The following is a 12,893-nucleotide window of genomic DNA, read 5'->3' as shown; positions in this document are numbered from 1 at the left end:
GGCCATGAAAAAGTTGATCATTTTATTATGGATTTGCATGTGGTACGCGCTGATTCCGGCATATGGCGCGTCTCCGGTCCGGATTGCGTGCCTGGGGGACAGCATTACCGCCGGAATGCTGGTCAGGAAGGAGGATTGCTGGGTGTCGCGCGTGGCCAAAGCTTTGGGCAAGAAGGCGGAAGTCGGAAATTTTGGCGTGTCCGCCCGCTGCCTGCTGTTCAAGGGCGACCGGCCCATCACGCGGGAAAAGGCTTACCGTGACGCTCTGGCATTCAAACCCGGCATGTTGCTGATCGGTCTGGGAACCAATGACAGCAAGGAAGTGAATTGGAAGCACAAGACCGATTTTGCGGACAATTACAAGGAGGTGATCGCGGAGTTCAGGAAGGAAAATCCCAGGTTGAAGGTGTATTGCCTGCTACCCATCCCGTCCCAGGAGGCCCGGGAAGGCGGCATCAGCAGGGAGCGCATTTCCAGGGAAGTCATTCCGCTTATCCGGCAAGTGGCCAAAAGCACCAATTCCAAGGTGATCGACCTCAACAAGGTCATGAAGGACAAGGAGGGCCTGCTGGTGGACGGCGTACACCCCAACGCGGAGGGGCACGCCCTCATGGCGGAACACATTCTCCTGGTTCTCAAGGGGAAGGCCGCGGAATAGAGACTGCCTGCCGGGTATTTTAAAAGATTTTCACGCCTCCTGGCAGTGTGGTAACGCTCCTGAAGGGAGAAATTCCGGGACCGTGTTCTTCCCGGCCATCATTCTATCCGGGCCTCCGGCTTCTTTTCCGGCTGGTACGGAATGGTTCCCTTGTGAGGAGAATCCTTTTTCTGGTAAATGCGGACGTAGTCTATTTCATATTTCTGGGGCAGAGGGAGCTTGTTCAGGTCGCCTCCGGTGGCTCCCAGAGCCAGGTTCAGGATGATGAAGTGGGGCTGCCGGAAGGGATTGGCGACTTCCTTGTAAACGGCGTTGATCGTGTTATCCAGGGAGGTCTTGTTCAGCAGGATGTCGTCCGCGTACAGGCGCACTTCCTTTTCATCCCAGTCCATGCGGAAGACATGGAAGCGGGAATCCCACTGCGGGTCTTTTTCCCGCAGCCATTTCAGGGGCGTGTAGGTAGAGCTCCATTTGCCCACGTGTTTTTTGGCGGACCCCCAGCAGAGGTTGGCCAGATACGTGGACTGGTAGTATTCCATGATGTCTATTTCTCCGCACCTGGGCCAGCCTTCCCTGACCCCCAGGGTCCAGAACGCAGGCCACATGCCCTCCCGCGGGCTGAATCTGGCGCGGATTTCAAAACGTCCGTACTGCCAGGAGAATTTGCCCTGCGTCGTCAATGAGGCGGATGTATATTCCGCTTCCTTCCTGGTGGTGCGCCAGTCTTTTCCTTCCGGGTTGTAGCGGGGATTGGGACGCTTTTCCTTCCTGCCTTCAATGATCAGCATGCCGTCCTTGCAGTAGGCGTTTTCCGGCTGGTACCACTGGGCTTCCTTGTTGCGGACGAATCCGTTTTCATAGTTCCATTTGGCGGGGTCGGGACGGCCGTCCTTGTCAAATTCGTCATTCCAGACAAGTTCATAATCGGAATAGTCCGCCTTTTCCACGACTCTGTCAGCTTTTTTGACACCGTCCCCGTGAAGTGAGTAGAGCTGGGCATGAACGGGAACGGCCAGAAGTGCGGCGCAGGCCAGGGGCCGGAAAAGGGAGGCGGTTTTCATATGATATAAATGACGGTTGTTTTATCTTTTACGGTCATAGGTAAGGCGGTTTGTCATTTTTTGCCATAAAAGTTCGTTGATGCGGAAGAGTGTTGAGAATTTCATGGCATGTGTTAGGATTGGCTAACAATAAGGGGTTTCAGTTTGTCTGAATAAGGGAACAATCACTTTTAACGACCATGGAAGAAAAGAATTATCTGGTTTCCGGCATGCATTGCGCCGGCTGTGCCGCCAAAGTAGAACGGGCCGTGGGAGAGTTGCAGGGAGTGGAGAGCGTGGAGTTGAATTTGCTGACAGGCCGCATGACCGTCGTTTTCCGGGAGCATGGTTCTCCCGCCAGGGGCCGCATGGCGGAGGTGGTGGAAAAAGCCGGATTCCAGTTGGCGGACTGGGTGGACGGAACACCTTCCGGCAAGGATGAAGAGGAAAAGGCGGAAGATGCCGGAGGCGCCCGGCTTGTGTGGTCCGTCTTGCTGCTGCTGCCTTTGATGTATTTGTCCATGGGGCCCATGTGGAGCTGGCCGGCGCCTTCCGGAGAGTGGGGGATTTGGGCGAATTTGTGGGGGCAGTGTATCCTGGCGGCCCTGATTTTGTGGCTGAACAGGCGTTACCTGGTCAACGGCGTGCGCCAGTTGGCCACCCTGTCTCCCAATATGGATTCCCTGATCGCCATCGGTTCCGGTTCCGCCTTTCTGTATGGCCTGTTTCTGCTGTGCGGCGGAATGCTGCGGGGCGGGAGAGTGGATACCATGGAGCTGTATTTTGAATCCGCCGCCATGATCGTCACCCTGATTTCCCTGGGAAAGTATCTGGAGCGCCGTTCCTACCGGAAGACGAACGCCGCCGTGAAAGGGCTGGTGAATTTGATTCCCCAGGAAGCCCTGGTCTGGCATGACGGGGAGGAACGGGCCGTGCCCCTGAATGAACTCCAGGTGGACGACCTGATTGTGGTGAAGACCGGACAGAGGGTTCCGGTGGACGGCGTGATTACGGAGGGCCAGGCCGCTCTGGACGAGTCCGACCTGACGGGCGAAAGCATGCCCGTGGACAAGAGCGCCGGGGACAGGGTGATCAGCGGCACGTTCAACCGCGCCGGGTATCTCAAGGTCCGCGCCGAACGGGTGGGCGGGGATTCCACGCTGGCCCGCATGATCCGCCTGGTGGAGCAGGCCGGACAGTCCAAGGCTCCCATTGCGCGGCTGGCGGACCGGGTGTGTTATTTTTTCGTACCCGCAGTGATTGCGATTGCCCTTGCGGTGTTTGGCATCTGGCTGGCTGCCGGGGAGGGCTTTTCCTTTGCCCTTGCCAGGGCGATTGCCGTGCTGGTGATTTCCTGTCCCTGCGTTCTCGGCCTGGCCACACCCATTGCGATCATGGTAGGCACGGGCAGGGGGGCGCGCCTGGGTATCCTGTGCAAGTCCGCCGGCGCGCTGGAGGCTCTGAGCCGCGTGGATACCGTAGTGTTTGACAAGACGGGGACCCTGACTGTCGGAGAACCGCGTGTGGTGGCCGTCCTGCCGGAGCACGGCATGAATGCGGATGAATTGATGGAAGTGGCGGCCGCCCTGGAGCAGGGATCGGAGCATCCGGTAGGAAAGGCCGTTTACGAGCACGCCAGAATGCTGGAACTGCCGGTACGGCCCGTGGCGGACCTGTCCATCGTGCCCGGCCGCGGGATTGCGGGAACGGTGGACGGAGTGCCGTACGTCATCGGCAACCTGGCGTTTATGCAGGAGAAAGGGATTTCATGGGAGCAGGAACAGGGGAGGTTCAGGGAGTTCATGAGGCAGGGCGCTTCTCCCCTTTACGTGGGACGCGAAGGACGCCCCGCCGGGGCGATCATGGTGGCGGATTCCCTGAAGCCGGACAGCCTTTCCGCCGTGGACAATTTGAAGAGAATGCACATGCGCGTGGTGATGCTGACAGGGGACAATGCCGCTACGGCGCGGCATATGGCGGAAGAACTGCATATTGACGAAGTGGTTTCCGACGTGCTGCCGGATGAAAAGGCCTCCCACATCATGAAGATGGAGAAGGCGGGGGCCAGGGTGGCGATGGTCGGAGACGGTGTGAACGACGCGCCCGCCCTGGCATGCGCCCAGGTGGGCATTTCCCTGAAGTCCGGGACGGACCTGGCGATGGAGTCTTCCGACATCGTGCTGATGAAGAACCATCCGCGCGGGGTGGCGGAGGCCCTGCAACTGGGGCGTGCCACGCTTCACATTATCAGGCAGAATTTGTTCTGGGCGTTTTTCTATAATACGATCGGCATTCCCCTGGCTGCCGGAGCCCTGTACCCGGCTTTCGGCATTACATTGAATCCGATGATAGCCGCGGCGGCCATGAGCCTGAGTTCCCTGTGCGTGGTGTTCAATTCCCTGAGGCTGCGCACATTTAAGCCCCATCTGGAGAAGTAAGTCCGCGAGGCGTCGCAGGGCAGGGATTTCCCCTTGATGGAGAAGGGGCTGAAAGAGAATGTCAGGAGGTTTGCAGAAGAGCCTGGGCCAGTGTGCGGGCGTGATCGCCCCCGCCGCCCAGCATGCGGGCCAGTTCGTCTATTCTTTCTTCCTGGTCCACTTCCCGCAGGCAGGAGATGGTGCGGTTGCCCGCGGAGGCTTTCTGGACCAGATAGTGATGGGAGGCCAGGGCGGCCACCTGCGGAAAGTGCGTGATGGAGATGACTTGGTGCCTGGCGCCCAGCTGCTGCATTTTAAAGCCCACGGACCGGGCCACTTCCCCGCCCACGTTGGCGTCTATTTCATCAAACACCAGCAGTGGCGTGGAGTCCTTGTGGGCCAGGGCGCTTTTGATCGCCAGCATGATGCGGGCCAGCTCCCCTCCGGATGCAATGAGCCTCAGGGGCTTGGAGGGTTCTCCCGGGTTGGGGCCGAAGAGGAATTCCACCGTTTCCATCCCCTGTGAGCCGGGTTCCTGGAGCGGAGTCAGAGATATTTCAAATACGGCCTGACGGAAGCCCAGTTCCCGTGAGTGTTTGACGATGGATTCCGCCAGACGCGGCGCGGCGGCCTGGCGTGCTTTCGTCAGGGCCTGTCCGGCGGCGTCCAGCTGCTTGCGCAGCTGGGCAATGGCGGCCCGCAGTTCTTCCAGGCGTTCCGTCCGGTGCTCGATGCGGTCCAGCCTGCATACGGCTTCCTCCCGCCGTGCGGCGATGTCTTCAAAGGAATGCCCATATTTCATTTTCAGGGATTCCAGCAGGTTGATGCGTTCTTCAAGCCGGAACAGTTCCTGGGGATCGCAGTCAAGTTCCGCGGAGTAGTCCGCCAGGCGGTTTTCAATTTCCTTAAGTTCCAGCGTCACTCCCTCCAGCGGAGCCAGCCATGCAGCTGTGGAGGAGTCCATGCGTTCCAGGTCGTGGGAGGCACGGGAGAGTTCCCGCAACTGGGAGCCGAGTCCGGGACCGTCCGTTTCCTCCAGCATGGAGAGCATTCTGGATACCAGCTCCTGGAGCCTTGTTCCGTTGCGGGCGCGCTGCCAGCGTTCCTCCAGGGTGAGCACTTCCTCCGGGGTGAATCCGGCGGCGTCTATCTCGTCCACCTGGTGGCGCAGCAGTTCTATTTCCCGGTCGGCGGCGGCTTCTGCGTGCTCCAGGTCGTCATATGCCCTGCGCGCGTCCTGCCATTGTCTCCAGGAGTCCGCGTAGGCCTGCGTCAGCCGGGCGTGTTCACCGAAGGCGTCCAGCAGGGAGAGCTGCCTGTCATGGGAGGTCAGGGAACGGTGGTCATTGGGGCCGTGCATGTCCACCAGGCAGGCGCCCGCCTCCCGCAGAAGGTTCAGCGTGCAGGGGCTGTCGTTCAGGAACTGGCGGTTGGCGGTGGGGGAGATAATGCGCTTGATGATGAGGTTGCCGTCTTCACAGGGAGGCACTCCGTGTTCGTTCAGAATGGCGTGGACGGAGGATGAGTCCGGCAGATGGAACACGGCTTCCACGCTGCATTGCTGTTCTCCGGAACGGATGAGCGTTTTGTCCGCACGTTCGCCCAGCGCCAGACGAATGGCGCCGATGATGACGGATTTGCCCGCTCCCGTTTCCCCCGTGATGCAGATGAAGCCGGAGCTGGGTTCCCACAGCAGCTGGTCCACGAGAGCCAGGTTCCTGATTTTCAGCAAAGTAAGCATTCGGGCTTTGGATTTTGAATGCATTATGGCATAATCAGCTCTAAACGCAACCATGACATCCGTGATGAACATTCTCTTTTTGGGCACGGGCACGTCTACCGGGGTCCCCCAGATAGGTTGCTCCTGTGCGGTGTGCACCTCCCCGGACCCCAGAAACAAGCGGTTGCGTTCTTCCATTTACGTGGAGGCGTCCGGCACCCGCATCCTGCTGGATTCCTCTCCCGATCTGCGTCAGCAGGCCCTGAGGGAAAATATTACCGATCTGGATGCCGTGCTGTACACGCATGCTCATGTGGATCACATAGGCGGGTTTGACGATTTGCGAGCCTTCTGCTGGCGCAGAACAGGAGGATTGCCCATGTACGCCTCCCCGGAAACCATGAAGACTTTGAGGACCATGTACGGCTGGGCGTTTGAGTCCGGAAAGGCCAGAACCGGCTACGTGCGGCCGGAACCCCACGAGGCGACGGAACCCTTCCGCGTGGGCTCCGTTCTGGCCACCCCCCTCCCCGTGGACCATGCGGCCGTGGACACTTGTGCGTACATGCTGGAGTCCGGAGGCATGCGGCTGGTATACATGCCTGATGTCAAGAGTATTCCGGAGGCCTCCCTGGAGCGCATGAAGGGGGCGGATCTTCTGATTATCGACGGCTTGCGCTATGACCTTCATCCCACCCACATGTGCCTGGACGAGTCTCTGGCCGCCATCAGGGCCATCGAACCCGGACAGGCTTTTCTGACGCACCTTTCCCATAACATGGATTACCGTATTTTGTCCGGCAGGCTCCCGGAGAACGTGGGGGCGGCCTATGATGGCCTGCGGCTGTCCCTGCCATGATTTCTTCCTTCCCTGCCGACATGACCTCTTTTCCCGACAAGAACAGGAATGACGCATCGCCGGATATCGGCACCAGGGACGTGTTCGGCTTTTCCGTGGCCGTGAGCTCCGTTGAGGAGATGTGCTCCGTTCTGGTGGAACGTGCCCTGGCCGGGGAAGCTCCTTTTCTGGTAGCCGCCGCGGATGTGCACGTGATGACCCGCGGCGTACATGAACCGGAGTATGGCGCGGTTTTGGAGAGGATGGATGTGATTTGTCCGGATGGCATGCCGGTGGTATGGAAGCTCAACAGAGTGCGGGGGGGGGGGGACCGCCGAACGCGTGAGCGGGCCGGATTTGATGGAAGCCGTGGTGAAGGCGAATGCCGAATATCCCGGCCTGAGACATTTTCTGCTGGGGGGCGACGAAAGGACACTGGAAACCCTGGCGGCCAGGCTGGCGGAAAAGTACCCCGGTTTTTGTTTGGCCGGAGTTTATTCTCCGCCGTTCCGCTCCTGGAGTGAGAAGGATTTGCAGGATATGAGGGAGACCATTGCCAGCAGCGGAGCCAATGTAGTCTGGGTGGGGCTGGGGTGTCCCAAGCAGGAACGGTGGATGGCGGAACAAAAGGACCTGCTTCCTCCCGCCGTTTATGCAGGCGTGGGAGCGGCTTTTGCCTTTCATGCGGGCACGGTGAAACGTGCGCCGGTGTGGATGCAGAAGAACAGTCTGGAATGGCTGTACCGCATTTGCAGGGAGCCGCGCCGGCTGCTCAAAAGGTACGTGAAGCACAACAGCCTGTTCCTGTGGTACGTGCTGACGGGAAGATAGGGGAGGAACTTGACCCTTCCCGCTCCATGGCTTACGGTTCCGGCCATGAATATTGAGGAAAAGGCCCTGTCCATGTTCCGTGCGGAACCGTACCGTTACAATTGCGCCCAGACCGTGTGCGCCGCCCTGGAGCGCATGGATTTGGTGGAGCCCCTGTCTGCATGCAGCGGAGGAAGGGCCCCGGACGGCTTGTGCGGAGCCTTGTATGGAGCGCTTCAATGCAGTCCGGAGGAATGCCGCGCAGACATCATGGCGCGTTTTGTGGACAGACTGGGTTATTCCCGGTGCAGGGAGTTGAAAAAGGAGGGCCAAGTCTCTTGCCGTGAATGTGTTTCTACAGCCGTTTCCCTGGCCGCCGGGGCAAAGGCGTGAACGCACAATGACGCACGTCCTTTGACGATTTCTCATGAAAGCGTAGTCTATTAGAATGAATCTAAATAGATCAACATCATGAAAAAACTCATTTATACAGCAATAGCAGTACTGGCAGCGGTTCCCGTTGTCGCTTTCGCCCAGGGGGCCTGTGGAGGCTCTTCCCCCAATGGAGACAAGGGGGACAAGGATATGGCTGAAGCCAAGGAACATATGAAGAAGGGCGCCGAAGCCGCCAAGGATGCCGCCGCCAAAAAGATGGAACAAGGCAAGGAAGCAGTAAAAGACACTTACGAAAAAAGCAAGGATGCCGTGAAGGATACCTATCAGGACAGCAAGGATGCCATGCAGCATGCGGCTGACCGGATGGGCGACAAGGCTGAAGCCGCCAAGGATGCGGCCAGAGACGCCTGAGGACGGTAGAATTGTTTTACATGTTCCTTTCCGCGCATTTCAGGCATGGAAGCCGTCTTTCAACCGTTTTCCGACGTGACGGCTGACCGGAATGATCCGATAGCGGAACATGTCCGCATCACGGCAGAGATTTGCCTGCCGTGATGCGGCTTTTGTGTTTGGAAAGGGAAAATTCCAGTCCGGTCAGCGCATTCTGCGGTTCCATATTCTTTTAGTCGAGCGCTTTACTTTTCTGGCGATCCGGCGCAGCAAGGAAGGCTGTCCTTTTTTATGGCACCATGCAATGAGGGCTTCCAAAGGAATGGTGCCGATGTTGTCATGGAACAGCTTTTCCGCAGGATGATGCGGAAAGGATTGGTGGTAGGCGTGATTGTACCGTACGGCCAGTTCATAGGGAACGGGTTTGGAAAAGACGGCGTCCTGAATCTCCCGCCAGATGCTTTCCCCTTTGGCGGAATGAATGAAGATAAGGGATGTCCCCTTGTCGTCGTCCAGTTCCGGCATATGCAGGTCCACTCCCCAAAAGTCTCCCAGCGTGATGTCTGCATGCCTGCGCTCCTTGTGGGCGGCACATGCGTAGCACGAAGGCCTCAGGCAGAAGTTGCCCAGGAATCCCTGCATGAACAAGTCCCGGTGGAGAGTTTCCGCGTAGGCGGCTTTTCCATCGCCGAACCGGCACACCATGCTGAATGATTTCCATCCCACCCGCTTGTCCCGGAATTGGACAGAGGTTACTTTGCGGTTTTCCTCTCCGGATTCCCGGAGCCGGATATATTCCTGGAAGAGCTTTGGAGAGGGGACGCCGTGGCAAATGATATCCACACAGAGCAGCAGAGGGTAGGCGTGCTTCAGATATTGGTGAAGCGCGGCAATTTGGCACGGTGTTCCGGAGAAGAGTACTGGAAGGCCCTCTTTCAAGTCTTTTTTGACGGTGCGGTATATCCATCCGGTGTCGCTCTGGATATATTTGGAGCCGCGCAGGGTGGAGAGTTCCTCCGGCGTGGTGATACGGATGTGCCGGACGCGTAGGTTCTCTCCCATGGCCGCTCCATATACGGTTCCTCCTTTTTTCAGGGTGGATATGGCCAGCGCGCTGAATATACCGCCGGAAGAACTGGCAAGCCGTATGGATTCGTCCTTGTTCCATCCCGCATACACGGCCAAGGGGTTTTGTTGAGGAGAAGGGTGGGATTCCGCATGAAGCACGGGGCAGATGCGGATACATGTTTTGCAGCCCGTGCAGTCCATTGAATGAACCCTGGGACGGACAAAGCCTTCCGCATCCGGAACGAGTTTAATGGCATTTTTCGGGCAGGAGTTCATGCATGCACCGCAACCGCTGCACAGGGGAACCAGTTGGTTCAGTGTGTCTGGAGCCAGTGGAGAATTCATAAGAACATGATGAAAGGCCGATTAAGGGGCTGGAGCGGGGACATACCGGATTTGGAATTCGACGGCACGGATTTGGAATTCGACCTGGTTTTTTATAGAGACAGCCAAGTTCCCTTTTCGGACGGTCCGGCTTTTGAGTTCCAAGCAATAGGAAAATTCGCATATTTCGGAAAAACACGTAATATTTTGATAGAGAGTCAAGAATGATGTTTGTTGATCTCGAGCAATAAAAAGATGAAGAAAAATTCCCTTCCGCTTGCGTTGTGTAAATTTTCCTTCTGCTGGAACCCGGCGGGGTCCATGTCCGGAAAGGCGGAGTTCCAACAAATGAGGAGAGAATGATGCCAAATGCCTTTTCCTCAGAATTGTAGCTTGACTCCGGATTCCAAATCCGCCAGTTTCTGTTTTGTTCAGCATTAGAACTTTTTATGAGAAAGGCCTTGAGCCAGAATTTTTTAATACAGTCCGTACCTTCATGTTCCGGTTGTTCGGCCTGCCTGAATTCATGCCCTGCGCATTCCATTGTGATGAGAGAGGACGGCGGCGGTTTCCGGTATCCTCATATTGATGAGTCTTCATGCATCGGGTGCAGGAAGTGCATCAAGGTGTGTCCGGTGTTTAATGGGGAAGCGCGCGGCTGTTCCTCCACCGGGGCGGATCATGAGCCTGCCGCATACGGAGGCTGGAATCTGGATGATGAAGTCAGGCTTGCCAGTTCTTCCGGCGGCGTGTTCAGTGCCTTGGCCATGTCCGTTCTGGAGAAGGGGGGAGCCGTGTACGGGGCGTCCATGGGGGAGGATCTCCGCGTACGCCATGTTCGTGTGGATGATGCCGGGCAGCTTTTCCGGCTGCGGGGGTCGAAATACCGCCAAAGTGACATAGGGACTGTTTATCAAAGTGTGCGGCAGGATTTGAAGGCCGGTATTCCGGTCCTGTTTTCCGGTGTTCCCTGCCAGATTGGAGGGTTGCTGAGTTTTTTGGGCGGCCGGCATGAGCTCCTGCTGACCGTCGATATTGTTTGCCACGGGGTACCGTCCGACCATTTGTTTGAGGCTTACGTCAAATGGCAGGAAGCCAATTATGGCTCACGTGTGCGGAAAGTGGATTTCAGGAACAAGAATACCGGATGGAAGAATTACAGCCTGCTCCTGGAGTTTGAGGAAGGAAAACGTTATGTCGCCCCGTTTACGCGAGACCCTTTCATGGGGGGATTTTTAATGGATATTTGCCTGAGGCCGGGATGTTATGCATGCATGTTCCACAAGACGCCCCGGCAGGCCGATATTACGCTCGGGGATTTTTGGGGCGTGCAATGGGTTGCCCCGGAGCTGGACAGGGATGACGGGGTGTCTCTGGTGCTGGAGCATTCGGAGAAGGGGCGTGAAGCCTTGCGTGCGGCAGGCGGCCGTCTTTATTTGGAGAGAGTGGATTTTCAAAAGGCAATTGCCCAGAATCCTTCCTATTCCCATTCTGCGAACATGCCGGCGGATTATCGGAAATGGGCGGAGGGCCTGGAGAGAGGGCCGGAGCGGCGGTGGATGAACCGCATTTCCAGGCGCTGGAATCCTTCTTTTCTCATGCGGTTGTTGAGGAAGGTATGGAGAAAGTGGAAGGCCTTCATACGCACATGGAAGGCAAAGTCCTGACAATCCGGGATGAAGGGGTCAGGTATTTTTCCGAAAACGCCTGAATGTATTCAGGATGAGTGATTTTTCCGAGTCATTCATATAAAAAAGCCACGCGCAGAGGATGTAGCATGCCGTAAAGAGAAAGATGCCTGTAAAGAACGGCACCAGGGACGACATGGGAATCAGCCGGGCGAGCAGGGCCCCGGTTGCGGATAGAATGAGGGCAGGCAGCAGACTACCTTTCAGGAGGCGGGAGAAGAAGACCTTGATGTTGATTCCCACTTTTTTGTGGTAGAAGTAATTCATGGCAATGCACTGTCCGCAGATGAGGGAGAGGGCCGTTCCCGCCGCCAGTCCCGGTGCGCCGAAGGATTTGGACAGCATGTATCCCACGATGACGTTGCAAACGGCAATGAGCAGCAGTATGACGGCCCGGTAGTTGTGCATGTTTTTGGCCTGCACGATTTGGATTCCCAGGTTTTGGACCAGAGGAAGGCTCAGGGGAATGACCACAAGCAACCCGATGATCCAGCAGATATAAGTGCTGGAACCCAGAGTTCTGCCCACCCACAGGGTCAGGAATTGCTGGCCGAAAAAGATGAAGCCCATCATCAGCAGGCCTATGAAGAGGAGCTGGAGGCGTCCGACGCGTGCCATGAGCCTGGTCAGTGCCTGGTTGGTTTGGTTCAGGGCAACCATGGAAACGATTTTGGGGAAGAAGACGCCTGCCACGGCACTGGAAACGATGATGAAGTAGTTGGAGAAGTTGATCCCCAGGGAGAACAGGGTCACGTCCATGGGGCCCGACGTGCGTGCTATGATGATGTTCCCCGTTTTCCAGTAAAGGAGGTCGGCAATGCTTCCTACGAAGATCCAGCAGGAGTATTTGAGAATGATTTTCACGATTTCCGGGGAGATTTCCCACTGGATGCGGGTGCCCAGACTCTTGATGGAGTAGAAGATAGAGCCTGCCAGAATAGCAAATCCGGAAGCTACGTTGATGATGACCAGGGTAATGGCCTTATATCCCCACCATAGGAAGAGTACGGAGGCAGCCACCGCCAGCATGGCGGAAGCGATGTTGATAAGTCCGGGAACAATGAATTTCTGATGGCCGGCGGGAATGCCGGCAAATACCTTGAATGGGAAGTAGAGAACCGTGTAGGAAAAGGAGATCAGGTACATGACCTTGAAGTTTTCCAGATTTTCTCCATGCAGTGAGGGGAAAAGGAACGAGATGTTCCAATAGACGATTATTCCGGCCACGAAAACGACCAATCCGGAAATGATGTTGAGCAGCATGACGTTGCTCAGGAAGACGGCTTCCTTCTTTTGGTCCTTTTTGGCGCGGAATTCCGCTACGTAGCGTGAGACGGTGGCGGAGATGCCGAAGTCCGCTAGGATCATCCACATGATCACGGAGGATACCAGGGTGTACGTTCCGTATTCCACTGCGCCCAGGCAGGAGAGAACGTAGGGGGTCATGAAGAACGCCGTTCCCAGGCGCAGGGCCGTACTGGCGAAATTGAGGGCGACTCCTGCCTTGAGCTGGTTCATGAGGAAGGTTGAGGTGCCGGACGCCG

At 57.0% G+C, this 12,893-nt stretch carries 11 protein-coding genes; 7 read left to right on the top strand and 4 right to left on the bottom strand.

The window, feature by feature from the left end; all coding sequences use genetic code 11:
• The first annotated feature begins 4 nt into the window (after window positions 1-4).
• Window positions 5-658 carry a GDSL-type esterase/lipase family protein gene (locus OQH67_RS04635; protein ID WP_215435464.1) on the top strand — a complete coding sequence of 218 codons (654 nt, stop codon included), beginning with the start codon at window positions 5-7 and terminating at the stop codon, window positions 656-658.
• A gap of 98 nt (window positions 659-756) precedes the next feature.
• Here the strand turns inward: OQH67_RS04635 and OQH67_RS04630 are convergent, their stop codons facing one another.
• Window positions 757-1,719 (bottom strand): glycoside hydrolase family 16 protein, encoded by a 963-nt coding sequence (locus tag OQH67_RS04630; protein WP_215435463.1) that lies wholly within the window; start codon window positions 1,717-1,719, stop codon window positions 757-759.
• A gap of 179 nt (window positions 1,720-1,898) precedes the next feature.
• Here OQH67_RS04630 and OQH67_RS04625 point away from each other — a divergent pair, with 179 nt between their 5' ends.
• The gene (locus tag OQH67_RS04625) at window positions 1,899-4,136 is read left to right on the top strand and encodes a heavy metal translocating P-type ATPase (RefSeq protein WP_215435462.1); all 2,238 of its coding nucleotides are present in this window, start codon (window positions 1,899-1,901) and stop codon (window positions 4,134-4,136) included.
• Window positions 4,137-4,197: 61 nt separating this feature from the next.
• Here the strand turns inward: OQH67_RS04625 and recN are convergent, their stop codons facing one another.
• Window positions 4,198-5,856, bottom strand: a complete 1,659-nt coding sequence (gene recN, locus OQH67_RS04620; protein ID WP_215435461.1) for a DNA repair protein RecN — start codon at window positions 5,854-5,856, stop codon at window positions 4,198-4,200.
• Between the two features lie 64 nt (window positions 5,857-5,920).
• Between recN and OQH67_RS04615 the strand changes: the two genes are divergently transcribed.
• The 4 genes from OQH67_RS04615 to OQH67_RS04600 all read left to right on the top strand — a co-directional run bounded on the left by OQH67_RS04615 (window position 5,921) and on the right by OQH67_RS04600 (window position 8,290).
• Entirely contained in the window at window positions 5,921-6,694 is a 774-nt protein-coding gene (locus OQH67_RS04615; RefSeq protein ID WP_215435460.1) for an MBL fold metallo-hydrolase, read from the top strand.
• Window positions 6,695-6,955: 261 nt separating this feature from the next.
• A complete protein-coding gene (locus tag OQH67_RS04610; RefSeq protein ID WP_215435459.1) occupies window positions 6,956-7,504 on the top strand; it encodes a WecB/TagA/CpsF family glycosyltransferase in 549 nt (182 codons plus the stop codon).
• Window positions 7,505-7,549: 45 nt separating this feature from the next.
• The gene (locus OQH67_RS04605; protein WP_215435458.1) at window positions 7,550-7,876 is read left to right on the top strand and encodes a hypothetical protein; all 327 of its coding nucleotides are present in this window, start codon (window positions 7,550-7,552) and stop codon (window positions 7,874-7,876) included.
• Window positions 7,877-7,954: 78 nt separating this feature from the next.
• Window positions 7,955-8,290, top strand: a complete 336-nt coding sequence (locus OQH67_RS04600; protein WP_215435457.1) for a hypothetical protein — start codon at window positions 7,955-7,957, stop codon at window positions 8,288-8,290.
• Between the two features lie 183 nt (window positions 8,291-8,473).
• Here OQH67_RS04600 and OQH67_RS04595 read toward each other — a convergent pair whose 3' ends face one another.
• Window positions 8,474-9,682, bottom strand: coding sequence for a Coenzyme F420 hydrogenase/dehydrogenase, beta subunit C-terminal domain (locus OQH67_RS04595; protein WP_215435456.1), 1,209 nt, complete (start codon window positions 9,680-9,682; stop codon window positions 8,474-8,476).
• A 428-nt stretch (window positions 9,683-10,110) separates the two neighbouring features.
• On the opposite strand from OQH67_RS04595, the gene OQH67_RS04590 reads away from it, so the two are divergent.
• Window positions 10,111-11,328, top strand: coding sequence for a Coenzyme F420 hydrogenase/dehydrogenase, beta subunit C-terminal domain (locus OQH67_RS04590; RefSeq protein WP_215458952.1), 1,218 nt, complete (start codon window positions 10,111-10,113; stop codon window positions 11,326-11,328).
• A gap of 18 nt (window positions 11,329-11,346) precedes the next feature.
• Here the strand turns inward: OQH67_RS04590 and OQH67_RS04585 are convergent, their stop codons facing one another.
• Complete coding sequence (locus tag OQH67_RS04585; RefSeq protein ID WP_215435454.1) at window positions 11,347-12,867, bottom strand: oligosaccharide flippase family protein; 1,521 nt, start codon at window positions 12,865-12,867, stop codon at window positions 11,347-11,349.
• Window positions 12,868-12,893: the final 26 nt, after the last annotated feature.

The organism is Akkermansia biwaensis (genome assembly GCF_026072915.1).
GTDB lineage: Bacteria > Verrucomicrobiota > Verrucomicrobiia > Verrucomicrobiales > Akkermansiaceae > Akkermansia > Akkermansia biwaensis.
This window is presented reverse-complemented; position numbering and strand designations above follow the sequence as displayed.

Bases quoted from the DNA above. Each gene is read 5' to 3' on its own strand.
- OQH67_RS04635 (WP_215435464.1), top strand. From the start codon at position 5: ATGAAAAAGTTGATCATTTTATTATGGATTTGCATGTGGTACGCGCTG.
- OQH67_RS04630 (WP_215435463.1), bottom strand. From the start codon at position 1,719: ATGAAAACCGCCTCCCTTTTCCGGCCCCTGGCCTGCGCCGCACTTCTG.
- OQH67_RS04625 (WP_215435462.1), top strand. From the start codon at position 1,899: ATGGAAGAAAAGAATTATCTGGTTTCCGGCATGCATTGCGCCGGCTGT.
- recN (WP_215435461.1), bottom strand. From the start codon at position 5,856: ATGCTTACTTTGCTGAAAATCAGGAACCTGGCTCTCGTGGACCAGCTG.
- OQH67_RS04615 (WP_215435460.1), top strand. From the start codon at position 5,921: ATGAACATTCTCTTTTTGGGCACGGGCACGTCTACCGGGGTCCCCCAG.
- OQH67_RS04610 (WP_215435459.1), top strand. From the start codon at position 6,956: ATGGCATGCCGGTGGTATGGAAGCTCAACAGAGTGCGGGGGGGGGGGG.
- OQH67_RS04605 (WP_215435458.1), top strand. From the start codon at position 7,550: ATGAATATTGAGGAAAAGGCCCTGTCCATGTTCCGTGCGGAACCGTAC.
- OQH67_RS04600 (WP_215435457.1), top strand. From the start codon at position 7,955: ATGAAAAAACTCATTTATACAGCAATAGCAGTACTGGCAGCGGTTCCC.
- OQH67_RS04595 (WP_215435456.1), bottom strand. From the start codon at position 9,682: ATGAATTCTCCACTGGCTCCAGACACACTGAACCAACTGGTTCCCCTG.
- OQH67_RS04590 (WP_215458952.1), top strand. From the start codon at position 10,111: ATGAGAAAGGCCTTGAGCCAGAATTTTTTAATACAGTCCGTACCTTCA.
- OQH67_RS04585 (WP_215435454.1), bottom strand. From the start codon at position 12,867: ATGAACCAGCTCAAGGCAGGAGTCGCCCTCAATTTCGCCAGTACGGCC.